Source organism: Duganella sp. Leaf126, from assembly GCF_001423125.1.
Classification (GTDB): Bacteria; Pseudomonadota; Gammaproteobacteria; order Burkholderiales; family Burkholderiaceae_D; genus Rugamonas.
This window is the reverse complement of sequence record NZ_LMNW01000035.1, coordinates 160,046-183,166: the sequence shown is the minus strand read 5'-3', so window position 1 is coordinate 183,166 and position 23,121 is coordinate 160,046. Positions and strand designations below refer to the sequence as shown.

Annotated in this window: 16 protein-coding genes; 6 read left to right on the top strand and 10 right to left on the bottom strand. The window is 66.0% G+C overall.

The window, feature by feature from the left end:
- Positions 1–6: 6 nt before the first annotated feature.
- The 3 genes from ASF61_RS21110 to katG form a co-directional block, all read right to left on the bottom strand.
- Entirely contained in the window at positions 7–948 is a 942-nt protein-coding gene (locus ASF61_RS21110) for a lipase secretion chaperone (RefSeq protein ID WP_056160745.1), read from the bottom strand.
- A 16-nt stretch (positions 949–964) separates the two neighbouring features.
- The gene (locus ASF61_RS21105) at positions 965–1,888 is read right to left on the bottom strand and encodes a triacylglycerol lipase (RefSeq protein WP_056160585.1); all 924 of its coding nucleotides are present in this window, start codon (positions 1,886–1,888) and stop codon (positions 965–967) included.
- Between the two features lie 352 nt (positions 1,889–2,240).
- Positions 2,241–4,484: a catalase/peroxidase HPI gene (katG, locus tag ASF61_RS21100; RefSeq protein ID WP_056160583.1), complete on the bottom strand. Its 2,244-nt coding sequence runs from the start codon at positions 4,482–4,484 to the stop codon at positions 2,241–2,243.
- 395 nt (positions 4,485–4,879) lie between these two features.
- Between katG and ASF61_RS21095 the strand changes: the two genes are divergently transcribed.
- On the top strand, positions 4,880–5,200 hold the full coding sequence (locus ASF61_RS21095) for an Arc family DNA-binding protein (RefSeq protein ID WP_056160581.1): 321 nt from the start codon (positions 4,880–4,882) through the stop codon (positions 5,198–5,200).
- Positions 5,201–5,233: 33 nt separating this feature from the next.
- Here ASF61_RS21095 and ASF61_RS21090 read toward each other — a convergent pair whose 3' ends face one another.
- Both ASF61_RS21090 and ASF61_RS21085 read right to left on the bottom strand, forming a co-directional pair.
- On the bottom strand, positions 5,234–5,701 hold the full coding sequence (locus tag ASF61_RS21090) for a DUF1854 domain-containing protein (protein ID WP_056160744.1): 468 nt from the start codon (positions 5,699–5,701) through the stop codon (positions 5,234–5,236).
- Between the two features lie 17 nt (positions 5,702–5,718).
- Positions 5,719–7,842 (bottom strand): ABC transporter ATP-binding protein, encoded by a 2,124-nt coding sequence (locus tag ASF61_RS21085; protein ID WP_056160578.1) that lies wholly within the window; start codon positions 7,840–7,842, stop codon positions 5,719–5,721.
- Positions 7,843–8,320: 478 nt separating this feature from the next.
- Here ASF61_RS21085 and cphA (ASF61_RS21080) point away from each other — a divergent pair, with 478 nt between their 5' ends.
- From cphA (ASF61_RS21080) to ASF61_RS21060, 5 genes are all read left to right on the top strand, one after another.
- The gene (cphA, locus tag ASF61_RS21080; RefSeq protein WP_056160577.1) at positions 8,321–10,498 is read left to right on the top strand and encodes a cyanophycin synthetase; all 2,178 of its coding nucleotides are present in this window, start codon (positions 8,321–8,323) and stop codon (positions 10,496–10,498) included.
- A gap of 22 nt (positions 10,499–10,520) precedes the next feature.
- On the top strand, positions 10,521–13,091 hold the full coding sequence (cphA, locus tag ASF61_RS21075; protein WP_056160575.1) for a cyanophycin synthetase: 2,571 nt from the start codon (positions 10,521–10,523) through the stop codon (positions 13,089–13,091).
- An 88-nt stretch (positions 13,092–13,179) separates the two neighbouring features.
- Positions 13,180–14,301, top strand: a complete 1,122-nt coding sequence (locus ASF61_RS21070) for a patatin-like phospholipase family protein (RefSeq protein WP_056160572.1) — start codon at positions 13,180–13,182, stop codon at positions 14,299–14,301.
- A 57-nt stretch (positions 14,302–14,358) separates the two neighbouring features.
- Complete coding sequence (locus ASF61_RS21065; RefSeq protein ID WP_056160570.1) at positions 14,359–15,486, top strand: M14-type cytosolic carboxypeptidase; 1,128 nt, start codon at positions 14,359–14,361, stop codon at positions 15,484–15,486.
- Between the two features lie 2 nt (positions 15,487–15,488).
- Positions 15,489–15,953, top strand: a complete 465-nt coding sequence (locus ASF61_RS21060) for a CYTH domain-containing protein (RefSeq protein WP_056160569.1) — start codon at positions 15,489–15,491, stop codon at positions 15,951–15,953.
- 39 nt (positions 15,954–15,992) lie between these two features.
- Here the strand turns inward: ASF61_RS21060 and ASF61_RS21055 are convergent, their stop codons facing one another.
- From ASF61_RS21055 to ASF61_RS21035, 5 genes are all read right to left on the bottom strand, one after another.
- Entirely contained in the window at positions 15,993–17,258 is a 1,266-nt protein-coding gene (locus tag ASF61_RS21055) for a DUF2863 family protein (protein ID WP_056160567.1), read from the bottom strand.
- Between the two features lie 250 nt (positions 17,259–17,508).
- Positions 17,509–20,217 (bottom strand): aconitate hydratase AcnA, encoded by a 2,709-nt coding sequence (gene acnA, locus ASF61_RS21050; RefSeq protein ID WP_056160565.1) that lies wholly within the window; start codon positions 20,215–20,217, stop codon positions 17,509–17,511.
- A gap of 108 nt (positions 20,218–20,325) precedes the next feature.
- Positions 20,326–20,865 carry a hypothetical protein gene (locus tag ASF61_RS21045; RefSeq protein WP_056160563.1) on the bottom strand — a complete coding sequence of 180 codons (540 nt, stop codon included), beginning with the start codon at positions 20,863–20,865 and terminating at the stop codon, positions 20,326–20,328.
- Positions 20,865–21,872, bottom strand: coding sequence for a CoA ester lyase (locus ASF61_RS21040; RefSeq protein ID WP_056160561.1), 1,008 nt, complete (start codon positions 21,870–21,872; stop codon positions 20,865–20,867). The genes ASF61_RS21045 and ASF61_RS21040 overlap by 1 nt, the downstream gene beginning before the upstream one ends.
- Positions 21,873–22,011: 139 nt before the next feature.
- The gene (locus ASF61_RS21035) at positions 22,012–23,001 is read right to left on the bottom strand and encodes a malate dehydrogenase (RefSeq protein ID WP_056160559.1); all 990 of its coding nucleotides are present in this window, start codon (positions 22,999–23,001) and stop codon (positions 22,012–22,014) included.
- Positions 23,002–23,121 lie beyond the last annotated feature (120 nt).

Below are 23,121 nucleotides of genomic sequence, written 5' to 3'. Positions count from 1 at the left end.
GCCGCGCTATTCATACGCCCCGAGCCGCCGCTGCTCGTCGGCTGAAAACAGTGCATCGGTGATCTGCTGCACCTGGGCCGGGTTCTGGGCTGCGGCGCCAAGCGCAGCTTTCTGCGCGCGCCAGGAGGCGATGCGCTGCTGCCACTGCGACTCCTCGCGATCGAGCTCCGCCAGGCGCGCTGCCGCTTCCGGCGAGAAGGTGGCTGCGCGCAGGCGATAGACCTCGTTATCGCCGCCGCCCTGGGCACGCAAGGCGCGGACCGCCGTGTCTAGCGCGCTCACTTGCAGCGGTGCGTCGCGTTCCCTGCGCAGGGTGGCCGGCAGCGCCGCGTCGAGTGCGGCCAGCTGTTGCTGGCGCTGCGACTCGTCCAGCGTGCGGTCGGCCAGCACCGCCATGCGCGCCACCGTATCGTCGTCGCGGGGGTCTTCGGCGCCGAACAGGCCGGCGCTCTCCTGCGGCGTGAAATAGGCGGGGCGCAGCGCGCGCTTTGCCTGCAGCCTGGCTTGCGCTGCGGTCAGCGCATCGCCCGCTGCCGGCAGCGTCTGTTCGGCGTCGGCGAGCGCCTGCTTATAGGCCAGGTAGGCGCCGAGCAGGCGCTTCGCTTCGCGCGCGGGCGCGGCCGCCAGCCGGCGGTCCAGTTCCAGCTCGATCTGGCTGCGGATGGCGGCCAGCGGCTTTTCGCCGAGGCCCGCCAGGTAGTAGTCGAACAGGTAGCCCAGCTCGGCATCGACCACCAGGACGTCGCCGGCAGCGACACGCACCTTGCCGTCGGCGCGCGTGCCTTCCATCGAGCGCACGAACGCCACCGGGGCAACGTCCGGCGCTTGGACCTGACCTTGGGCCGGCCCAAGGTCAGGCGATTCTCCGCGCGCCAGCGTCCAGCACAACGCCAGGGTGGCCAGCATGGCGACGGTGGCCAGCGCGGCGCGTGCCGAAGTCTTGTTCATGCCCATGGCCGCTTCCTTACAAGCCCAGGCCCTGCAGGCGGTTGGCCTGCTGGCGGAACACGGTTTCGGGCGCAGTTTCGAACAGGTTGACGATGCCGATGAACTGGTTGATTTCATCGAGATGGTTCATCGCATAGTCGTCGCGGATCACCTTGCCCAAATGGCTCGAGCAGCTGCTGACCAGGCCATCGTTCTTGGCGCCGCCGAAGGCGAGACCGATGACAGCCATGGCCGGATCGGCCACGTCGAGCGCATTGGTGTAGGGCTGGGCGCCGCTCCAGGAAAAGTAATAGACGCCGCGCTCCTGGTAGGCGCCTTCGCCGCACTCGGTGGTCGGCACCCCTTGCGGATGGCGGCGGTTGAACGCCAGCGAACCGGCGGTCGAGAGCGAGGCGATGGCTGCGCCGGCGTTCTGCGGCAGCCCCTTGTTGCCGGAGATGATGCCGATCAGCGAAGCGAGGGCGTCGCCCAAGGCTGCGCCCGTGTTGGGAATGGTGCCGGCCAGGATGTCGGCCACTTTCGAGCCCTTGTTGACGCCCGCCACGCTGGTTACCGACGCCACCAGGTCCGGCCGCACCGAGGCGACATAGCGCGCGGTCGGCCCACCATGGCTGTGGCCAATCAAATTGACTTTCGCCGCGCCGGTGACGGCCAGGATCTGCCGCACCTGTGACAGCAGTTGCTCGCCCCGCACTTCGGTGCTGTTGGCGCCCGACACGGTGACGGTGTACACCCTGGCGCCGCCGCTGCTCAGGGCGGCGGGAATGCCGTAGAAATATTCGACCGGGCCGAGCTTGTCGAAGCCGAACAGGCCGTGCACCAGGACGATCGGATACTTGGTCTGGGTGTAGCCGACCGTGGCGGGCGAGGCAGAGGAGGGCAGCCCGATGCAGCAGGCCAGGACGAGGGTGGACAGCACTTGCCAATAGCGACTCTTCATTTTGTCTCCATTATTTTTTGTGGAAATGTCGATGCTGCAGCGATGCCGAGGTGGCCAGCCGTTTGCGATCGTTGTCGCAATTCATAAAGCAAGCGCTCGGTCTTTTAAATGTAGCACTGGCGTGCGCGCATGGCATGGTAAATCGTTATTGCAGTGCAGTAGATTGGCGAGTGTTTGCGGAAGGTCGTACCGGGGAGGGGGCTGCTGGCGATTGCAGGAAGCAGTCGCGTGAGACAGTCGCGTGAAACAGTCGCGCAGCAAGGCAGGGCGCAAGACAGCGGACGAGGCAGAACGAGGGCAGCTGGCGGCTCATTGCTGAACCGCCAGCATGCAACAGACTACTGCGGACCGATCAGCGTCCCAGTTCCATCACCTTGCTCCAAGCCGCCACGAAGTCGCCGACGAACTGCTGTTCGCCGTCGGCGCTGCCGTACACTTCGGCGATCGCGCGCAGGTGGGCGTTGGAACCGAACACCAGGTCCACCCGGCTGGCGCGCCAGGTGATGGCGCCGGTTTTGCGGTCGCGGCCTTCGAAGGCATCGGCTGCGGGCGAGGTGGCCGTCCAGACGGTGCCCATGTCGAGCAGGTTGACGAAGAAGTCGTTGCTCAGCGTGCCGCGGCGGCTGGTGAAGACACCGGTGTCCGACGACGGGCTGTTGGCGCCCAGCACGCGCAGGCCGCCGACCAGCGCGGTCATTTCCGGCGCGGTCAGCGTCAGCAACTGCGCACGGTCCACCAGCAGGGCTTCGGCCGGGACGGCGTAGCGCGCCTTCTGGTAATTGCGGAAGCCGTCGGCGACCGGTTCCAGCACGTCGAACGAAGCGGCGTCGGTCTGCTCGGCGCTGGCGTCGGTGCGGCCCGGGGTGAACGGTACGGTCACCGCGTGCCCGGCCTGCTTGGCGGCCCGTTCGACGGCGGCAGCGCCGGCCAGCACGATCAGGTCGGCCAGCGAGACGCGCTTGCCGCCCGCGGCTGCACCGTTGAACGTGGCCTGCACGGTTTCCAGTGCAGCCAGCACCTTGGCCAGCTGCTCCGGCTGGTTGACGGCCCAGTCCTTTTGCGGCGCCAGGCGCACGCGGGCGCCGTTGCTGCCGCCGCGCAGGTCGGAGCCGCGGTACGTCGATGCCGACGCCCACGCGGTGGCGACCAGCTCCGACACCGTCAGGCCCGTGGCCAGCACGGCTGCCTTGAGCTGGTCGATGTCGGCGCTGTCGATCAGCGGGTGGTCGACGGCCGGCACCGGATCTTGCCAGATGAAGTCTTCGGCCGGCACATCGGCGCCCAGGTAGCGGCTCTTCGGTCCCATGTCGCGGTGGGTCAGCTTGAACCAGGCGCGGGCGAAGGCCTCGGCGAACTGGTCCGGGTTGGCCAGGAAGCGGCGCGAGATCGCCTCGTAGGCCGGGTCGAAGCGCAGCGCCAGGTCGGTGGTCAGCATGGTGGGCACCAGCTTTTTCGACGCGTCGTGCGCGTGCGGGATCACGGCCTGCGCACCCTTGGCGAACCACTGGTGGGCGCCAGCCGGGCTCTTGCCCAGCTCCCATTCGAAGCCGAACAGGTGTTCGAAGAAGTCGTTGCTCCACTGGGCCGGCGTCTTGGTCCATGTCACTTCCAGGCCGCTGGTGATGGTGTCGCCGCCCTTGCCGCTGCCGAACTTGTTATGCCAGCCGAAGCCTTGCGCTGCAATGCCGGCCGCTTCCGGTTCCGGGCCGACATTGTCGGCAGGGCCGGCGCCGTGGGTCTTGCCAAAGCTGTGACCACCGGCGATCAGGGCCACGGTTTCTTCGTCGTCCATGCCCATGCGGCCGAAGGTGTCGCGGATATCGTAGGCGGCCAGCAGCGGGTCGGGATTGCCGTCCGGGCCTTCCGGGTTCACGTAGATCAGTCCCATCTGCACTGCAGCCAGCGGGTTTTCCAGGTTGCGGCTGTGGACGTCGCCGTCGGCGTCGTCGTCCGACACCAGCACGCCGCCGGCCTTTTCGACGCCGTCGCTGCCGTGCGCGTAACGCACGTCACCGCCCAGCCAGGTGGTTTCCCGGCCCCAGTACACGTCCTGGTCCGGTTCCCAGGTATCGACCCGGCCGCCGCCGAAACCGATGGTCTTGAAGCCCATGGTTTCCAGCGCGACGTTGCCGGTCAGAATGATCAGGTCGGCCCACGAGATTTTGCGGCCGTATTTCTGCTTGATCGGCCAGATCAGGCGGCGCGCCTTGTCCAGGCTGACGTTGTCGGGCCAGCTGTTCAGCGGCGCAAAGCGCTGCTGACCCCGGCGGGCGCCGCCGCGGCCGTCGCCGGTGCGGTAGGTGCCGGCGCTGTGCCAGGCCATGCGGATGAACAGGCCGCCATAGTGGCCGAAGTCGGCCGGCCACCAGTCCTGCGAGTCCGTCATCAGGGCGGCCAGGTCGCGCTTGACCGCTTCCAGGTCCAGGCTGGCAAACTCCTTGCGGTAGTCGAACGCGGCGCCCATCGGGTCGGACTTGGCGGAATGCTGGTGCAGCAGATCGATGCGCAGCTGGTCGGGCCACCAGTCGCGGTTGGTGGTGCCGGCGTTGTTGGCCTGGCTGAAAGGGCATTTCGACGTGCTTTGGTCAGTGCTCATGGTTGATCCTCTGGTGAATAGGGGGCGTGCAGGCGGGCGTTGACAACACGCGCTGGCGCGCAGGACGTCATCGTTTCCTGCGGGCTCCGCAGTCTTATCATAGCTTAAGGCTGGCAGCTGCACCTCACCACTGAGCGGGGTTGACCATTTGTCTTCGAGGATGCAACCGCTGGTGTAGGCAAGGCCTGGCGCCGCCGGTGCGTGGACGCGGTCGGCATCGCAGGTGGAATGGCCGGCGCAGTGGCAAGTCGGGCTGCATGAATGCCGCGCGAGCGCCGCGTTTTTTGCGGTTTCGGGCGGCTTTGTCACTATTTCCAGAATTTCAGGCACTAGCGGGTTTGCTGGGTTGATGCCAAGATAGCGTCATGACAAACATCTATCGTAGTCAATTTCGCATGCCTTTTTCGTTGTTCGAAAAGTTGAAGGCAGAAGCCGGCAAAGCTGGCCGCAGCGTCAATGCCGAACTGGTGGGGCGGCTGGAGCGGAGCCTGACCGACAGCTCCAACGACATCGATATGCGCATCATTTTCGAGGCGCTCGAACGGCTGTCGCGGCGCAATCCCGAACTGCGCTACAGCTTCGGCGTCAACCTCGGCGCCCAGCAGGACGTGCGCCCGTCCGAAATCGAGGGCGGTCACTGGACGCTGGCGGCCGACCCGGCCAATCCGCTGCCCGCCAGCGCGACAAAAAAAGACGCGGGCGCGACCGCCAAGTAGGCGCCGCGCCGACCGCTCACACCCCGGCGCGCCTTACAGGAAGCGGTCGAGGATCTTCTTGCTGTGTTTGTCCAGCGTGCGCACATCGCGCACCAGGTAGTGGATGCCGTGGATGTCCGAGATCAGCAGCGTGTCCTGCTTCAGGCGGCGGATGTCTTCTTCGCCGCGCAGCACGAATTCGGTGTCGCCGCGGTCGGTATTGACGGTCCAGGTGCACGGCGTGGCAAAGCTGGTCACGGCCACGATGCGGCTGATCTCGGGCATGAACTCGCGTCCGGCCAGTTCCTCCTGCACCAGCGCGCCCATCGCCTGCGGCAGATCCGCGATGCGGTCGATCCACGCCACTTCCTTGCCATCGTGGTTGACCAGCGCGATGCCGTCCTCGGGCGCCTGCACGGGGAAGGCGCGCACGGCTGCCACGCCTTCGTGGACGATGCCCTCGGCGGTGGTCAGCACCAGCTTGCCGAAGGGGTTGCGCACCAGTTCAAAAGTCGGTTCCATATTCACGCTCATCTTGTTCAGTTCTTGCTGCCAGTGTCGTCGAGGTCGGTGTCCACGTTGCGCGCTTGCGCTTGCACCAGGCGGTAATACGCGCCTTCGCGCGCCATCAGGTCCTGGTGCGCGCCTTCCTCCACCACCACGCCGCGATCGAGCACCACCAGGCGGTCGGCCTTGGCCAGCGTGGACAGGCGGTGGGCGATGGCGATCGTGGTGCGGCCCTTGACCAGGTTTTCCAGCGCGCGCTGGATCTCTTTCTCGGTCTCGGAATCGACCGAGGCGGTCGCTTCGTCGAGGATCAGGATCTTCGGATCGATCAGCAGCGCGCGCGCGATCGAGATGCGCTGGCGCTCGCCGCCCGACAAGCCCTGGCCGCGTTCACCGACCATCGAGTCGTAGCCCTGCGGCAGGCGCAGGATGAACTCGTGGGCGTGGGCGGCGCGCGCGGCAGCGATGATCTCGGCGCGGGTGGCGTCCGGCTTGCCGTAGGCGAGGTTCTCGGCGATGGTGCCGAAGAACAGGAACGGCTCCTGCAGCACCAGGCCGATCTGGCGCCGGTAGTCGGAGACGGCCAGCGCGCGGATATCGACGCCGTCGAGCATGATCGCGCCCTCGGCCACGTCGTAGAAGCGGCAGATCAGGTTGACCAGGGTCGATTTGCCGGAACCGGAGTGGCCGACCAGGCCGACCATTTCGCCCGCCTTGATCTCGAGGTTGATGCCGCGGTTGACGGCGCGGTTACCGTAGCGGAAACCGACTTCGCGCAGCGTGATATGGCCTTCCACCTTGTCCAGCCTGACCGGGTTGACCGGGTCCGGCACCGACGACACGTGGTCGAGGATGTCGAAGATGCGCTTGGCGGCCGACGCCGATTTTTGCGTGACCGAGACGATGCGGCTCATCGAATCGAGACGGCCATAGAAGCGGCTCGAGTAGGCGATGAAGGCCGACAGCACACCGACCGTGATATTGCCCTTCGAGACCTGGTAGATACCGAACACCCAGATCACCAGCAGGCCCAGCTCGGTCAGGAACGATACGGTGGGCGAGAACAGCGACCAGATTTTATTGAGCTTGTCGTTGACCGCGAGATTGTGCCTGTTGGCGGTGCGGAAGCGCGCCGCCTCGCGCGTCTCTTGCGCAAACGCCTTCACCACGCGGATGCCGGGAATGGTATCGGCCAGCACGTTGGTTACTTCGCCCCAGACGCGGTCGATTTTCTCGAAGCCGGTGCGCAGGCGGTCGCGCACCAGGTGGATCAGCCAGGCGATGAACGGCAGCGGCGCCAGCGCGAAAATGGCCAGATAGGGATCGATCGAGAACAGGATCACGCCGGTCATGATGATCATCAGGCAGTCCGACGCGAAGTCGAGCAGGTGCAGCGACAGGAACACGCAGATGCGGTCGCTCTCGCTGCCGATGCGCGACATCAAATCGCCCGTGCGCTTGCCGCCGAAGTACTCGAGCGACAGGCGCAGCAGGTGGTCGTAAGTCTCGGTGCGCAGGTCGGCGCCGATGCGCTCGGAGACCAGCGCCAGCACATAGGTCTTGGCCCAGCCGAAGATCCACGCCAGCACCGCCGCACCCACCAGGCCCGACATGTACAGCGCCACCAGGCCAGGGTCGACCGGCGTGCCGTTCTGGTACGGAATCAGCACCTTGTCCATCAGCGGTATGGTCAGATACGGCGGAATCATGTGGGCGCCGGTGGACAGCAGCATCAGCAGGAAGCCCAGGCCCAGCTGCAGCCGGTACGGACGCGCAAAGCGCCACAGGCGGAACAGGGTCCAGGTGGAGGGCGGCGTGTACACGACCTTGGTGCACACCGGGCATTCCTCCTGCTCCGGTTCCAGCGGCGCCTTGCAGCTGGGGCAGACATTGCCGTCGTCGGCGATGACCGGCAGGCCGGACGCGTGGCTGTCGCGCTGCGCCGCAAACTGTTCGACCAGGCGGATCGCCTGCAGGTTCTGGCCGAGGGTGAAGCGCCAGGCGGCCAGGCGTCCGCGTGCCGACACCAGTTCCAGGTGGCCGACGCCGGCGTGATCGTGGTGCTGCAGCGACAGGTCGGGCGAGAACGGCCACGCCTGCCATTGTTCCTGGCCCGGCGCACGCGCCAGCAGGCGCGTACCGGTGACGACCAGCATGCCCCTGGCGAAACGAAGTTGCTGATCCAGGTCAACCTCCAGGGCACTTACAACGTTTTCCCCTTGGGAAAGTTGTGCCTGTATATCGGAACGCCAGCGGTCGGGCAGCTCGCCGCCGGAGCTCGATAAAGTGGAAAGTTGTTGGCTTGTCATTGTGTGGCGTACTCCGGTGCGGGAAAAAAAGCGCCATGCTGGCCGCGATCGACTTACATGGCTGCGACACGCGCGATTTCAATCGGGCGAAGGCGCTGGTAAAAGTGAGGAATTACGGTATTCTGTCGCATATAAATTGACGCAAGTTAAGTAAATGGCGCCACAAGTGCTGACTTATTTGTTCTAGCGGCAAGTATAACGCACGGAGAAAAACGCCGGTACTGCTTGATGAACCGCGCCAGCCACAGGTTTCAACAGGTTCAAGAGGTTTACAATACGGCCCGGCCACGGCCGGCGCCGCTAACGAAGTGACAAAGTTCGACACATGACCAAGAAGAAAAGCATAGAAATTCTCCGCGTTGCCCATTTGCGCGGCCCCAATATCTGGACCTATCGCCCGGTGATCGAGGCGTGGCTCGATATCGGCGAGCTGGAACAATACCCGTCCAATCTGTTGCCGGGGCTGTACGAGCGCCTGACCGCCATCCTGCCGGGCCTGCTCGAGCACCGCTGCGGCGTGGGCGAAGTGGGCGGCTTCCTCGAGCGCCTGCGCGAGGGCACCTATGCCGGCCACGTGCTCGAGCACGTGGTGCTGGAGCTGCAAAACCTGGCCGGCATGAAGACCGGCTTCGGTAAAACCCGCCAGATCGGCGAAGACACCGGCTATTACAAGATGGCGTTCCGCACCCGCCAGGAACAGGTGGGACGGGCAGCGCTGGCCGCCGGCCGCGATCTGCTGATGGCGATGATCGAGGACCGGCCGTACGACCTGGCCGCCACCGTGGCCGAACTGACCGACCTGGTCGAAACCCTGTGCCTGGGGCCCAGCACCGGCAACATCGTCGATGCCGCCACCGACCGCGCGATTCCGTCGATCCGCCTGACCGACGGCAACCTGGTGCAGCTGGGCCATGGCGCTGCCCAGCGCCGCATCTGGACCGCCGAAACCGAACAGACCAGCGCCATTGCCGAGGGCATCGCCAGCGACAAGGATCTGACCAAGTCGCTGCTGTCGTCGTGCGGCGTGCCGGTGCCCGAGGGCGAACTGGTGACCAGCGCGGCAGACGCCTGGACCGCCGCCCAGGACATCGGCCTGCCGGTCGTGGTCAAGCCGTACAACGGCAACCACGGGCGCGGCGTGTCGCTGAACCTGATGACCGAGGCCGACGTGGTGGCCGCCTATGCGCTGGCGTCCGACGAAGGCGACAGCCACAGCGTGATCGTCGAGCGCTTCATCGTCGGCAACGAACACCGCCTGCTGGTGGTCGGCAGGCGCATGATCGCCGCTGCCGCCGGCGAGGCGCTGTGGATTACCGGCGACGGCATCCATACCATCCAGCAGCTGTGCGACCTGCATATCAATACCGACCCGCGCCGCGGCGAGGAGGAGGACTTCCCCCTCAGCCTGATCAAGCCGCAGGAAGTGGGCGAAACCATCCTCGAACTCAAGCGCCAGGGCATGGACGCCTTCTCGGTGCCGCTGGCCGGCCAGAAGGTGCTGATCCAGGCCAATGGCAACGTGACGACCGACGTCACCGACCAGGTGCACCCGGAAGTGGCGGCCATGGCCGCGCTGGCCGCGCGCGTGGTGGGCTTGGACATCGCCGGCATCGACCTGGTGGCGTCCGACATCACGCGGCCGCTGCACGAGCAGGGCGGCGCCATCATCGAAGTGAACGCCAGCCCCGGCTTGCTGATGCACCTGAAACCCGAGCACGGCGAACCGCGCAACGTCGGCGCCGCCATTGTCGATCAGCTGTTCGCGCCGGAAGAGACGGGCCGCATTCCCGTGGTAGGCATCAGCGGCAGGCATGGCACCACCATGGCTGCGCGCCTGATCGCCTGGCTGCTGCAGGTGGGCGGCAAAAAAGTGGGCGTCAGCTGCGCCGACGGCCTGTTCGTCAACAGCCGCCAGCTGTCGCGCGACGGCCTGTCCGACTGGGCCACCGGCGAGCGCCTGCTGCTCAATAAAAACGTCGAAGCGGCGGTGTTCGAATCGAGCGCGCGCATGATCCTGTCCGAAGGCCTGGCCTACGACAAGTGCACGGTGGGCGTGGTGACCGACGTCAGCGGCGTCGAAGACGTGGCCGAGTTCCACATCGACACCGACGACAAGCTGTACAACGTGCTGCGCACCCAGGTGGACGTGGTGCTGCCGAGCGGCGCGGCCGTGCTCAACGCCGCCGATCCGCAAGTGGTGGAGATGGCGCCGCTGTGCGATGGCGAAGTGATCTTCTATGGTGTGGACGAGCACCTGCCGGCCATCGTCCAGGCCCGCCAGGACAGCGCGCGCGTGGTCTTCCAGCGCACCCGCGGTGACCAGCACACGATCGTGCTGGGGCAGGGGTACGTGGACATGGTCAGCCTGCCGCTGTCGCCGCTGGTGCCGCCCGAGTCGGTCCTGGCCGCGATTGCCGCCGGCTGGGCCCTGGGCCTGACGCCCGAGCTGATCGCCGCCGGTCTGCGCACCTTCGACGCCCGGTCGAAGCGCACCCATCACTGATTACGAAAGAACAAGCAGATTTATGGAAGTCATCCGCACCCGCGCCCTTCGCGGCCCGAATCTCTGGAGCCACCACACCGCCATGGAGGTGGTCGTTTCGTGCCCGCCGGACCAGCGCGCCATCTCCTCGTTGCCCGGTTTCGAGCAGCGCCTGCAGGCGCGCTTCCCGGCCCTGGGCGACCTGCACGCCACCGGCGACACGATCTCGCTGGCCAATGTCCTGGAAGCGGCGGCCCTGAGCCTGCAGGCGCAGGCGGGCTGCCCGGTCACTTTCAGCCGCACCAGCGCCACGTCGGACGACGGCGTGTACCAGACCGTGGTCGAATATTCGGAAGAAGCGGTGGGCCGCCTGGCCGTTACCCTGGCCGAGAACCTGATCAACGCCGCCCTCAACGACACCGCCTTCGACCTGGCGGCAGCGCTGACCGAGCTGCGCGACCTCGATGAAGACGTGCGCCTGGGGCCGAGCACCGGTTCCATCGTCAACGCCGCCCTGGCGCGCAACATCCCGATCCGCCGTCTGACCGAAGGCAGCATGGTGATGTTCGGCTGGGGCTCCAGACAGCGCCGCATCCAGGCTGCCGAAATGGACAGTACCAGCGCCATCGGCGAATCGATCGCCCAGGACAAGGAACTGACCAAGAAACTGCTGCACGCAGCCGGCGTGCCGGTGCCGTATGGCCGCACCGTCGAGAACGAGGCGGACGCCTGGCAGGCGGCGCAGGACATCGGCATGCCGGTGGTGGTCAAGCCGAAGGACGGCAACCAGGGCAAGGGCGTGACCGTCAACGTCACGTCCAGGGAGCAGCTGGAGCAGGCCTTCCGCACCGCCAAGGAATTCCGTGACGACGTGATGGTCGAGCGCTATCTGCCCGGTCACGATTTCCGCCTGCTCGTGATCGGCAACAAGCTGGTCGCCGCCGCCCGCCGCGATCCGCCGCAGGTGGTCGGCGACGGCGTGCACACGGTGCGCCAATTGGTGGACCTGGTCAACGCCGATCCGCGGCGCGGCAGCGGCCATTCGACGTCGCTCACCAAGATCCGCTTCGACGATATCGCCATCGCGCGGCTGGCGCTGCAGGACCTGCAGGCCGACTCGGTGCCGGCCAAGGGCCAGCGCGTGATCCTGCGTAACAACGCCAATCTCTCCACCGGCGGCACCGCCACCGACGTCACCGACGACGTCCATCCCGAAGTGGCGGCGCGCGCGGTGGAAGCGGCGCAGATGATCGGCCTCGATATCTGCGGCGTGGACGTGGTGTGCGAAGGCGTGCTGCAGCCGTTCGACGACCGTCGCGGCGGCGTGGTGGAAGTCAATGCCGCGCCCGGCCTGCGCATGCACATCGCGCCGTCGTACGGCAAGGGCCGCGCCGTGGGCGAGGCCATCGTCAACACCATGTTCGCCGCCGGCGAGGACGGCCGCATCCCGGTCGTCGCCGTCACCGGCACCAACGGCAAGACCACCACCGTGCGCCTGATCGCCCACCTGCTCACGGCCAGCGGCCTGCGCACCGGCATGACCAATACCGACGGCGTCTACATCGAAGGCCGCCAGACCGACAGCGGCGACTGCAGCGGTCCGCGCAGCGCGCGCAACGTGCTGCTGCATCCGGACGTGGATGCCGCCGTGTTCGAGAGCGCCCGCGGCGGCATCCTGCGCGAGGGCCTCGGCTTCGACCGCTGCCAGGTGGCCGTGGTGACCAATATCGGCGCCGGCGACCACCTGGGCATGAACTACATCAACACCGTGGAAGAGCTGGCGGTGCTCAAGCGCGTGATCGTGCAGAACGTCGCGGAAACCGGCTACGCCGTGCTCAATGCGGTCGATCCGATCGTCGCTGGCATGGCCGCCAACTGCAAGGGCAAGATCATCTATTTCGGCGCCGATGCCGGACACCCGGTAATCGCCACCCACCTGGCGCAGGGATGCCGCACCGTGTACGTGGCGGACGGCCACCTGGTCGCCGCCGAGGGCAGGCAGCAGGTGCGCATTCCGCTGGCGGAAGTGCCGATCACCCGCAATGGCGCCATCGGCTTCCAGGTCGAGAACGCGATGGCGTCGGTGGCCGCTGCCTGGGGCGTGGGCATTTCCTGGGACGCGATTCGTCTCGGCCTGAAGACCTTCGCCAACGATTCCGACAACGCGCCCGGCCGCTTCAACGTGTTCGACCACAAGGGTGCGACCGTGATCGCCGACTACGGCCACAACCCGGACGCCATCCTGGCGCTGGTGCAGGCCGTGGAAACCATGCCGGCCAAGCGCCGCGCAGTGGTGATCTCGGGCGCCGGCGACCGCCGCGACCAGGATATCCGCCAGCAGACCGAGATCCTCGGCCGCGCCTTCGACGACGTGCTGCTGTACGAGGATGCCTGCCAGCGCGGCCGCGTCGACGGCGAAGTGGTGGCGTTGCTGCGCTCGGGCCTGCAGAACGCGCCGCGCACGACGCATGTGCAGGAAATCTACGGCGAATTCCTGGCCATCGACACGGCGCTGGACCGCCTGCAGCAAGGCGACCTGTGCCTGATCCTGATCGACCAGGTGGAAGACGCGCTGGCCCACATCCGCCAGCGCATCGCAGCGTCGCAAGCGTAATGGTGCCGCCGGCCGCGCGTCATTGCCGCGCTGGCGCGCAGCGAAACTGCACTACAATCTCCACGTTGCCACCAACGTGGAGGTCTGATTGAACACCCCGGTCCCCGGCTGCGATGCCGATGCCGCCCGCGCCCCCGGCCAGGTTGTCCTGGTCCTGCAGGGCGGCGGCGCCCTGGGCGCCTACCAGCTGGGCGTGTACCAGGCCATGCACGAGGCGGGGCTGGAACCGGACTGGGTGATCGGCACGTCGATCGGCGCCATCAACGGCGCCATCATCGCCGGCAACCCGCCCGGGCAGCGCCTCGAGCGGCTGCGCCAGTTCTGGCAGCGCATGGAGCGCAACGCGCTCGGCGTGACGTCGCTGCCGCGCAGCGTGGCCAACGCGCTCACGATCGGGCAGGGCATTCCCGCCTTTTTCGAACCGAACCCCACCGGCTGGTGGAACCCGGACGCCAAGGTCGGCGTCGAGCACGCGTCGTTCTACGAGACCGGCCCGCTGCGCGCCACGCTCGAACAGCTGATCGACTACGATTACCTGAACCACCAGCAGCCGCGCTTCACGGTCGGCGCGGTCAACGCCCGCAGCGGCGCCATGCGCTACTTCGACAGCAGCCGTGACGTGCTGACCGCCGATCACGTGATGGCGTCCGGCGCGCTGCCGCCGGCGTTTCCGGCCGTGCGCATCGACGGCGAGCCGTACTGGGACGGCGGCATCTATTCCAACACGCCGATCGAGGCGGTGCTCGACGACGAACCGCGCCGCAGCGCGGTGATCTTCTCGGTGCAGGTGTGGAACCCGGACGGGCCCGAACCGCAAAGCATCCTCGATGTGCTCGACAAGCAGAAGGAGATCCAGTACGCCAGCCGCGCCAGCCACATCGAGCAGCAGCGCAAGCTGCACCGGCTGCGCCACGTGATCCGCGAACTGAGCCTGCGCCTGCCGCCCGAGGTGGCCGCGCTGCCCGAGGTGCGCGACCTGGCATCGTGGGGCTGCGGCACGACCATGCACGTGCTGTCGCTGGTGGCGCCGCGCATCGGCGACGAAGACCACACCAAGGACATCGATTTTTCGTCGGCCGGCATCGGCGCGCGCTGGCAGGCCGGGTACGCGCAGGCGCAGCGCATGATCGCGGCGCGGCCCTGGGACTCCGAGGTGGACCTGATCGAGGGCGTGGCGATCCACAGCCTGCCCCCGCCGGCAGCGGCGTAAAGCGGGGTCCGTGCTGGTAAAATGACGCGCTCTGCAACCACGACATTCGGATCGACCATGACCATCAAAATCAGCCAGAATTTCGACTCCGGCGCCATCGACGTGGTGCGCGCGGAGAGCGCCGGCGCCATCGACCTCAAGCTGCGCAAGGACTCCCACGCGGACATTCACCAGTGGTTCCACTTCCGGCTGCAGGGCGCGGCGGGGCAGGCCGTGCGCATGCGCTTCCTGAACGCCGGCGAGGCGACCTACGCCAAGGGCTACGAGAACTACAACGCTGTGGCCAGCTACGACGGCGAGAACTGGTTCCGCGTGCCCACCAGCTTCGACGGCGCGGTCATGACCATCAAGCACACGCCCGATACCGACAGCATCTATTACGCCTACTTCGAGCCGTATTCGTTCGAGCGCCACCTGCGCCTGCTGGGCGAAGTGGGCGAGCACCCGCTGGCCAAGGTGCAGGACCTGGGCAGCACGGTCGATGGCCGCGACATGAACCTGGTGGTGATCGGCCAGCCCGACGCGCCGAAAAAAATCTGGTTCATCGCGCGCCAGCATCCGGGCGAATCGATGGCCGAGTGGTTCATCGAAGGCCTGATCGACGCACTGCTCGACGACGCCAACCCGATTGCGCGCAAGCTGCTGCAGCGCTGCGTGTTCTACATCGTGCCGAACATGAACCCGGACGGCTCGGTGCGCGGCAACCTGCGCACCAATGCGGCCGGCGCCAACCTGAACCGCGAATGGATGACGCCGACGCTGGAACGCAGCCCGGAAGTGCTGTGCGTGAAGCAGAAGATGCACGAAACGGGTATCGACATGTTCTTCGACATCCATGGCGACGAGGCGCTGCCGTACAACTTCGTGGCCGGTAACGAGATGCTGGAAAACTTCAGCGACGAGCGCCGCGCCAAGCAGCAGGCGTTCATCGACCGCTACAAGAACGCCAGCCCGGACTTCCAGGACAAGGTCGGCTACGCGGCCAGCAAGTACAAGGAAGACATGCTGACGCTGGCCTCCAAGTACGTGGGCCACCACTTCGGCTGCCTGGCGCTGACGCTGGAAATGCCGTTCAAGGACAACGACGACCTGCCCGACGCGCGCGTGGGCTGGAACGGCGCCCGCTCGGCCGCCCTCGGTGCGGCCATCCTGCAGCCGATCCTGCTGTCGCTGGACGACTACTGAGCATGGGCGTCGAAATCGAGCGCAAGTTCCTGGTGCGGGGCGACGCCTGGCAGGCGCTGGGCGCGCCGGTGTACTTCCGCCAGGGCTATCTGTCGTCGCACAAGGAGCGCACGGTGCGCGTGCGCATCGAGGGCGAGCGCGCGGTGCTCACCATCAAGGGCCGCAGCGTGGGCGCCACGCGCAGCGAGTGGGAGTATCCGATCCCGCTGGCCGAGGCGGCGCAGCTGCTCGACGGCCTGTGCGAGCAGCCGCTGATCGAAAAGTGCCGGCGCCGGATCGCGGTCGGCCGGCACGTGTGGGAGGTGGACGAATTCCTGGGCGCGAATGCCGGGCTGGTGGTGGCCGAGATCGAACTGGGCGCCGAAGACGAGGCGTTCGACAAGCCGGAGTGGGTGGGCCAGGAAGTCACGGACGATGCGCGCTACTACAACTCCAACCTGATCAGGCACCCGTTTTCGAACTGGTGAGCTGAAAGCAAAAGGCCCCGAACGATCGGGGCCTTTTTTTTAGTGGAAGTGCTCGGTGCCGCTGGGCGTATCTTCGGGCATCTCTGCGTGCGCCAGTTCGCCGACCGGGTCGACGAACAGCGGCGCGCCGCAGTCGTCGCAGAACTCCACCACGTAGCGCTCGGCGTGACGCTTGATCTGCGTGATGCCGGCCTGGTTCAGGTGGTTGACGATGTCGTCCATCGGCGTGACCGGCTTTTGCGCGGCCGGCGAGAGCGCGGCCGGGCCTTCCGGCGGCGTGCCTTCCTCGTCTTCCTGGCCGTACAGCGGCCACACCACGCCGTAGATCACGTCCTGCGACGAGCGGCGCGTAAACGCCACGCGGTATTCGTCGATCTGGCCTTCGCCATTTTCTTCGCCGAAGCCGGCGATTACGGCGCGCAGTTCGGACGGCTCGATCGCCAGCGTATGGGTCAGGTAATGCACGGCTGCGCGGATCGAGACCGGACGGATCTGCTTGTCCGCTTCGCGGCACGCCATGTAATACGCTTCCGGCAGCAGCAGTTCCACGCCGCAGCCGGGCAGCAGGCGGTTGATGGTGGGCGTGGCCTGGGCGCGCCACTGTTCGAGCGTGTTGGCGCGCTCGGTGGCGAAGCTGGCCTGGTGGGCCGGCATCTGCCAGCGGAACAGCGGCGCGCCGGCCGGCGCCACCACGGCCACCAGCAGGTAGCGGGTGTCGGCCAGGAACGGTGCGGTATCGGGCACCTTGCTGTCGGCCTTGAGCAGCGTGCCCTTGATGGCGGCCTGCGCCAGCTTGTGCACCTTGCCCCAGGTTTCCACGTGGCTGCGCGGCAGCTGGTCGATCGAGAACAGCGTCGGCGACATCGCCATCTGCGTGCCGTCGGCCAGCAGGTGGGCCGAGAAGTGGGCCGACAGCGTGGTCAGGATATCGGCCGGGATCGGGCCGGAGGCAATCGCAAAGCGGGTCCAGGCCAGGATGGGCGCGGCAACGAGCAGCACATCGTAGGGCTTGGACACGCCGTCGGCGGTTTCGAGCATGATGGAGCCCGATTCGCTGGCCGCTTCCACGCCGTCCATCAGGACATCGTAGGCGTTCAGGTCTTCGCGGAACAGGGCGTTGAGGGTGGCGTCGATGGTGTCCTGGTGGCCGGTCTTGAGCAGCTTTTGCAGCTGCACGTCGAGGCTGCGCTCCCAGGCGCGCTCTTCGAGGCGGCTGGCAGCCTGCCCGACTGCCTGGGCCTGGCTGACCAGGCGCTGGCTCTCGGCGGACAATTTTTGGGATGAATCTTTAGATGGACGACGCATGGCGCTATAAAGGTCTCAGGTAAAAAACAGCGGGTGAAAAAATGGATCTCATGCAGATGATAACCCTTATGCACCATATTGTAGATGAAACCCGCAAAACAAGGCCACCGGGGCCGCGGACATAAAAAAAGCGCCGGACTGGCCGGCGCTTTCCAATGAAGAGGTTGTTTAAAAATGAGCGCAGCGCCGAAGACAGTGCGCCTGCACGGCAAGGCGATGCAACGACGCTGCGATCTTTTTTAAACGACCGTTACGCAGCGAGCAGCTGGCGCAGCACGAATGGCAGGATGCCGCCGTGCTTGTAGTAATCGACCTCGATCGGGGTGTCGATGCGCAGCAGCACTTTGACTTCGGTGCTCGAGCCGTCGGCGCGGTGGATCACCAGGGTGGCGGTCTGCTGCGGCTTGATCTCGCCTTCCAGGCCTTTCAGGTCGTAGGTTTCCTTGCCGGTGATGCCGAGGCTGTCCACGCTGTCGTTGCCGAGGAATTGCAGCGGCAGTACGCCCATGCCGACCAGGTTGGAGCGGTGGATGCGTTCGAACGAGCGCACGATCACGGCCTTCACGCCCAGCAGCTGGGTGCCCTTGGCGGCCCAGTCGCGCGACGAGCCGGTGCCGTATTCCTCGCCGCCGAAGATCATGGTCGGCGTGCCTTCGGCCACATACTTCATCGCCGCGTCGTAGATCGACAGCTGTTCGCCCGACGGCTGGTGGATCGTGATGCCGCCTTCGACTGCCGAGCCGTCGGCTTTCGGCGGAATCATGCGGTTCTTGATGCGCACGTTGGCGAAGGTGCCGCGCATCATGATCTCGTGGTTGCCGCGACGCGAGCCGTACGAGTTGAAGTCCGCCTTCAGTACGCCGTTGGCCAGCAGCCATTGTCCGGCCGGGCCGTCTTCCTTGATCGAGCCGGCCGGCGAGATGTGGTCGGTGGTGATCGAGTCGCCGAACACGCCCAGTGCGCGCGCACCGGTGATGCCCGCTTCGGCCGCCTGCGGCTCCATCGTGAAGCCGTCGAAGAACGGCGGCTCGGCGATGTAGGTCGATTCCGGCCAGTTGTACACCTGGCCTTCGGTGCTGGACACGTGCTCCCACAGCTTGCCCGGGTTGCCCTTGACGTCGGCGTAGTTGGACTTGAACACTTTCGAGTTCATCGCGAACTTCATCAGCTTGGCGATCTCCTGCGAGGTCGGCCAGATGTCGCCCAGGTACACGTCGCGGCCGTCCTTGCCCTTGCCGACCGGCTGGGTCATCAGGTCCACCGTCATGTTGCCGGCGATGGCGTAGGCGACCACCAGCGGTGGCGAAGCGAGGAAGTTGGAACGGATGTTCGGGTGGATGCGCGCCTCGAAGTTGCGGTTACCGGACAGCACGGCCGAAGCGACGATGTCGTTCTGGGTGATGGCGGCGTTCAGCTCCGGCGTCAGGTCGCCGGCGTTGCCGATGCAGGTGGTGCAGCCGTAGGCGGTCACGCCAAAGCCCAGCTGTTCCAGGTAGGGCAGCAGGCCGGCGGCGGTCAGGTACTCGGTGACCACGCGCGAGCCGGGCGCCAGCGACGACTTGATGTGCGGCGCGACCGTCAGGCCCGCTTCCACCGCCTTTTTCGCCAGCAGGCCGGCAGCCAGCAGCACGCTCGGGTTCGAGGTGTTGGTGCAAGAGGTGATCGCGGCGATCAGCACGTCGCCGTTTTTCACGTGGACGCCGTCGGTCGTGGTGTAGGTCTTTTGCAGGTCTTCCGGCTTCTTGTTGAAGCCGTTTTCGCCGGTCGGCTTGGAGAACAGTTCGGTGAAGTTGTTCTTGACGTTGCCGATCTCGATGCGGTCCTGCGGGCGCTTGGGACCGGCCAGGGAAGGCGTAACGCTCGTGAGGTTCAGTTCGACCACGCGGGTGTAATCGATCTCGCCCGCTTTCGACACGCCGTACATGCCCTGCGCCTTGAAGTAGGCGGCAAAGGCGTCGATCTCGGCCTTGGTGCGGCCGGTGCCTTCGAAGTATTCGATGGTAGCGTCGTCGACCGGGAAGAAGCCCATGGTGGCGCCGTATTCGGGCGCCATGTTGGCGATGGTGGCGCGGTCGGTGACCGACAGCGTCTCGGTGCCTTCGCCGAAGAACTCGACGAACTTGCCAACCACTTTTTCCTTGCGCAGCAGTTCGGTGATGGTCAGCACCAGGTCGGTCGCGGTGCAGCCTTCGCGCAGCACGCCGGTCAGGTTCACGCCGATCACGTCCGGGGTCAGGAAGTACACGGGCTGGCCCAGCATGCCGGCTTCGGCCTCGATGCCGCCCACGCCCCAGCCGACCACGCCGATGCCGTTGATCATGGTGGTGTGCGAGTCGGTGCCGACCAGCGAGTCGGGGTAGTACACGCCTTCGCTGTCCTTGTGCACGCCGCGCGCCAGGTATTCGAGGTTGACCTGGTGGACGATGCCGAAGCCGGGCGGCACCACGCCGAAGGTGTCGAACGCCTGCATGCCCCACTTCATGAACTGGTAGCGCTCGTTATTGCGCGAGAATTCCAGCTTCATGTTCAGGTCCAGCGCGCCCGGTTCGCGGAAGTGGTCGATGGTGACCGAGTGATCGACCACCAGGTCCACCGGCACCAGCGGCTCGATCTTCTTGGCGTTCACGCCCATCTTGTAGGCGACGTTGCGCATCGCGGCCAGGTCGGCCAGCAGCGGCACGCCGGTAAAGTCCTGCAGCACCACGCGCGCCACCACGAACGGGATCTCGTCGGTACGCTCGGCCGTGGCGCCCCAGTTGGCCAGCTGCTTGACGTGTTCTTCGGTGACCTTCTTGCCGTCGCAATTGCGCAGGACCGATTCCAGCACCACGCGGATCGACACCGGCAGGCGCGAGATTTTGGCGCCCAGGCTTTTCTCCAGTGCGGGCAGCGAATAGAACTTCGCCGGCTTGCCCGAAATAGTAAATTCCTTGAGCGTGTTCAGAGTGTTGCGGGACATGACATCTCCTTCAGTGGGTTGCGTCAACCAGTCAAATAATCAAATAGTCAGATGATGAACTAAAACGGCGTCAGCCGGGCGCAAGCGTGCGCGCCCGGCCGGTACTGCTTACTGGACTGCGGTCGCCGGAGCTGCCGGTTCGGCTGGCGCTGCCGGCACGGTTTCGGTGGCGACGGCCGGCAGCAACTGCTCGGGAGTGCGGCACTCGTTGGCCAGCTGGCGATTGAGCTTGGAATCGAGCAGCATGCTCTTGGCGGGAATGCCGATCCAGATCAGGCCGTACAGCTGGTTCTCGAAGCGCTGGGCGCCGGTGGTGGTGCCCACGCGCGTCAGGCGGTGCAGGCGCTTCTTCCAGCGCAGCGCGATGTGGTCGTCGTCGCCGACCTGGCGGTAGATCGACACCTTGTTACCGAGCTCGCAATCGAATTCGGTGACGGTGGAATCGGTGATGGCCGGCTCGTCTTCTTCCGGGTTCGGCTCTTTCGGCACGACCGGTGCCGCGACGGCCTTCTTGGCCTTGGATTTTGCAGCGGACTTCTTGACGGTTTTCTTGGCCGCCGGCTTGCTATCGTCTGCTGCGTGCGCGCTCGACAGGCTCAGCGAGGCCATGGCGATGCTGCAAGCCAGCAGGATTTTGGAGATGGACATCAGTGTGGTTCCAGAGGGTGAACGGGGGAGGGCTGCATCAATGCGGCGGCCGACTCGGGCAGGGTGAGTCCCGCGAGTCTGGCGCGCTGCAAGATGGTCCAATAATATCGGTAGCTGGCGCGGTCGTGCAAGCGCCCATTTTGGGAGATCGGGCCCCACTGGACACTTGCCGCTTCGTGCAGGATGGCGGCCGCCTCGTTCACCTCGGACAGGCGCGGCGTAAACGCCTTGACGATGGGCTTGATCTGGTCCGGGTGGATGCTCCACATCCGCGTGTAGCCGAACTCGGCGGCAGCGCGCTGGGCATCGTTGGCGGCCACTGCCGTATCCTTGATCTCGGTGGTGACATTGTGCGACGACACCTTGCCGTGCGCATGGCAGGCGGCCGCCATCTCGAGCTTGGCGCGCACCACCAGCGGGTGCGTGAACTGGCCCGGCGTGCGCATGGCCGATCCCGGAATGGCGCCGTAATGGGCCGAGACGAAATCCATGATGCCGAACGACAGGCACTGGACCTGGGGCAGGGCGGCGATGGCGTACGCATCGCGCAGGGCGCCGTGGGTTTCGATCAGCACGTGCACCGGCAGATCGCTGCGCCCGGCGCTGGCGGCGTGGCCATTGATGAAGGCGATCGCCTCGGCCACCTCGGCCACGCTGTCCACCTTGGGCAGCACGATGTAGGCCAGGGCCCGGGCGCCGGCGCCGCCGGCAATGGTGGCGATGTCGCGCGCAAAGTGCGGGCTGTGCACATCGTGCACGCGCGCGCCGATGCGCCGGTAATGGTTGTCGCCCGAGGCCAGCAGCGCGCTGACCAGGTGCGCGTGCGCCTCCTCGTTGCCGGCGCTGGCGCCGTCTTCGCAGTCGAGCGTGATGTCGAACACGGGGCCAAGCTCTTGTTGCAGGGACATCGATTTGCGCATCAGCTTTTCAGCGCCGGCGTAGTGGTCGCACGCGGGCAGCAGCAGCGGCTGGCGATTACCCTGGAATAAAACCTCGGATGGATGCATGCAGGAAGTGGTGGAGAGAGAAGAAGGGGGAGCAGAAACGGAAACCGCGCTGCTCGGGGCAGCGCGGCCGGTGCTGCGGATCGGTGGGTCGAGCGGATCGCCACCGGTTCCACGAGCAGTCATGGACAGAGCTTGCCGGTTATGGCAGCAGGTGCTTGACGCCTTCGCGCTCTTCGGTCAGTTCCTTCAGGGTCAGGTCGATGCGCTCTTGCGAGAAGGCGTCGATCTCCAGGCCTTGAACGATCTTGTATTCGCCGTTTTCGGTGGTGACCGGGAAGCCGAACACGGTGCCTTCAGGGATGCCGTACGAACCGTCCGATGGGACGCCCATGGTGGTCCACTTGCCGGCCGTGCCCAGCACCCAGTCGTGGATGTGGTCGATGGCGGCGTTGGCGGCCGAGGCAGCCGACGACAGGCCGCGTGCTTCGATGATGGCGGCGCCGCGCTTGCCCACGGTCGGCAGGAAGGTGTTGGCGTTCCATTCCTGGTCGTTGATCAGGTCCTTGACAGCCTTGCCGCCGGTGGTGGCGAAGCGGTAGTCGGCGTACATGGTCGGCGAGTGGTTGCCCCAGACGCACAGCTTCTCGATGTCCTTGACGGCGGTGCCGGTCTTGGCAGCGATCTGCGACAGCGCGCGGTTGTGGTCCAGGCGCAGCATGGCGGTGAAGTTCTTCGCCGGCAGCGATGGCGCCGATTTCATGGCGATGTAGGCGTTGGTGTTGGCGGGATTGCCGACCACCAGGACCTTGACGTCGCGCGAAGCGACGGCGTCGAGCGCCTTGCCCTGCACGGTGAAGATCTGGGCATTCGCTTCCAGCAGGTCTTTACGCTCCATGCCCGGGCCGCGTGGGCGGGCGCCGACCAGTACGGCCACGTCGACATCCTTGAAGGCGGTCATCGGGTCGGAGTGGGCGGTCATCTCGGTCAGCAGCGGGAAGGCGCAGTCGTCGATTTCCATCATCACGCCCTTCAGCGCCTTCTGGGCTTTTTCGTCGGCGATTTCCAGCAGTTGCAGAATGACTGGCTGGTCCTTGCCGAGCATGTCGCCGTTAGCGATGCGGAACAGCAGGGCGTAACCGATTTGACCGGCAGCACCGGTAACAGCAACACGCATAGGGGTTTTTGCCATGATGAATCTCCAAAGTAGGTGTAGAAAGCCGAGTTAAGCCGAGTAAATAAAGCCGGGTCAGGCGGAAGGGCAGAATCCAATATCATACTGCAAATCCGGGCGCCCGCTACGCGGCGCACG

Bases quoted from the DNA above. Each gene is read 5' to 3' on its own strand.
- ASF61_RS21040 (WP_056160561.1), bottom strand. From the start codon at position 21,872: ATGCATCCATCCGAGGTTTTATTCCAGGGTAATCGCCAGCCGCTGCTG.
- ASF61_RS21065 (WP_056160570.1), top strand. From the start codon at position 14,359: ATGACCATCAAAATCAGCCAGAATTTCGACTCCGGCGCCATCGACGTG.
- cphA (WP_056160575.1), top strand. From the start codon at position 10,521: ATGGAAGTCATCCGCACCCGCGCCCTTCGCGGCCCGAATCTCTGGAGC.
- ASF61_RS21045 (WP_056160563.1), bottom strand. From the start codon at position 20,865: ATGTCCATCTCCAAAATCCTGCTGGCTTGCAGCATCGCCATGGCCTCG.
- katG (WP_056160583.1), bottom strand. From the start codon at position 4,484: ATGAGCACTGACCAAAGCACGTCGAAATGCCCTTTCAGCCAGGCCAAC.
- acnA (WP_056160565.1), bottom strand. From the start codon at position 20,217: ATGTCCCGCAACACTCTGAACACGCTCAAGGAATTTACTATTTCGGGC.
- ASF61_RS21035 (WP_056160559.1), bottom strand. From the start codon at position 23,001: ATGGCAAAAACCCCTATGCGTGTTGCTGTTACCGGTGCTGCCGGTCAA.
- ASF61_RS21055 (WP_056160567.1), bottom strand. From the start codon at position 17,258: ATGCGTCGTCCATCTAAAGATTCATCCCAAAAATTGTCCGCCGAGAGC.
- ASF61_RS21060 (WP_056160569.1), top strand. From the start codon at position 15,489: ATGGGCGTCGAAATCGAGCGCAAGTTCCTGGTGCGGGGCGACGCCTGG.
- ASF61_RS21085 (WP_056160578.1), bottom strand. From the start codon at position 7,842: ATGCTGGTCGTCACCGGTACGCGCCTGCTGGCGCGTGCGCCGGGCCAG.
- ASF61_RS21090 (WP_056160744.1), bottom strand. From the start codon at position 5,701: ATGGAACCGACTTTTGAACTGGTGCGCAACCCCTTCGGCAAGCTGGTG.
- ASF61_RS21095 (WP_056160581.1), top strand. From the start codon at position 4,880: ATGCCTTTTTCGTTGTTCGAAAAGTTGAAGGCAGAAGCCGGCAAAGCT.
- ASF61_RS21110 (WP_056160745.1), bottom strand. From the start codon at position 948: ATGAACAAGACTTCGGCACGCGCCGCGCTGGCCACCGTCGCCATGCTG.
- cphA (WP_056160577.1), top strand. From the start codon at position 8,321: ATGACCAAGAAGAAAAGCATAGAAATTCTCCGCGTTGCCCATTTGCGC.
- ASF61_RS21105 (WP_056160585.1), bottom strand. From the start codon at position 1,888: ATGAAGAGTCGCTATTGGCAAGTGCTGTCCACCCTCGTCCTGGCCTGC.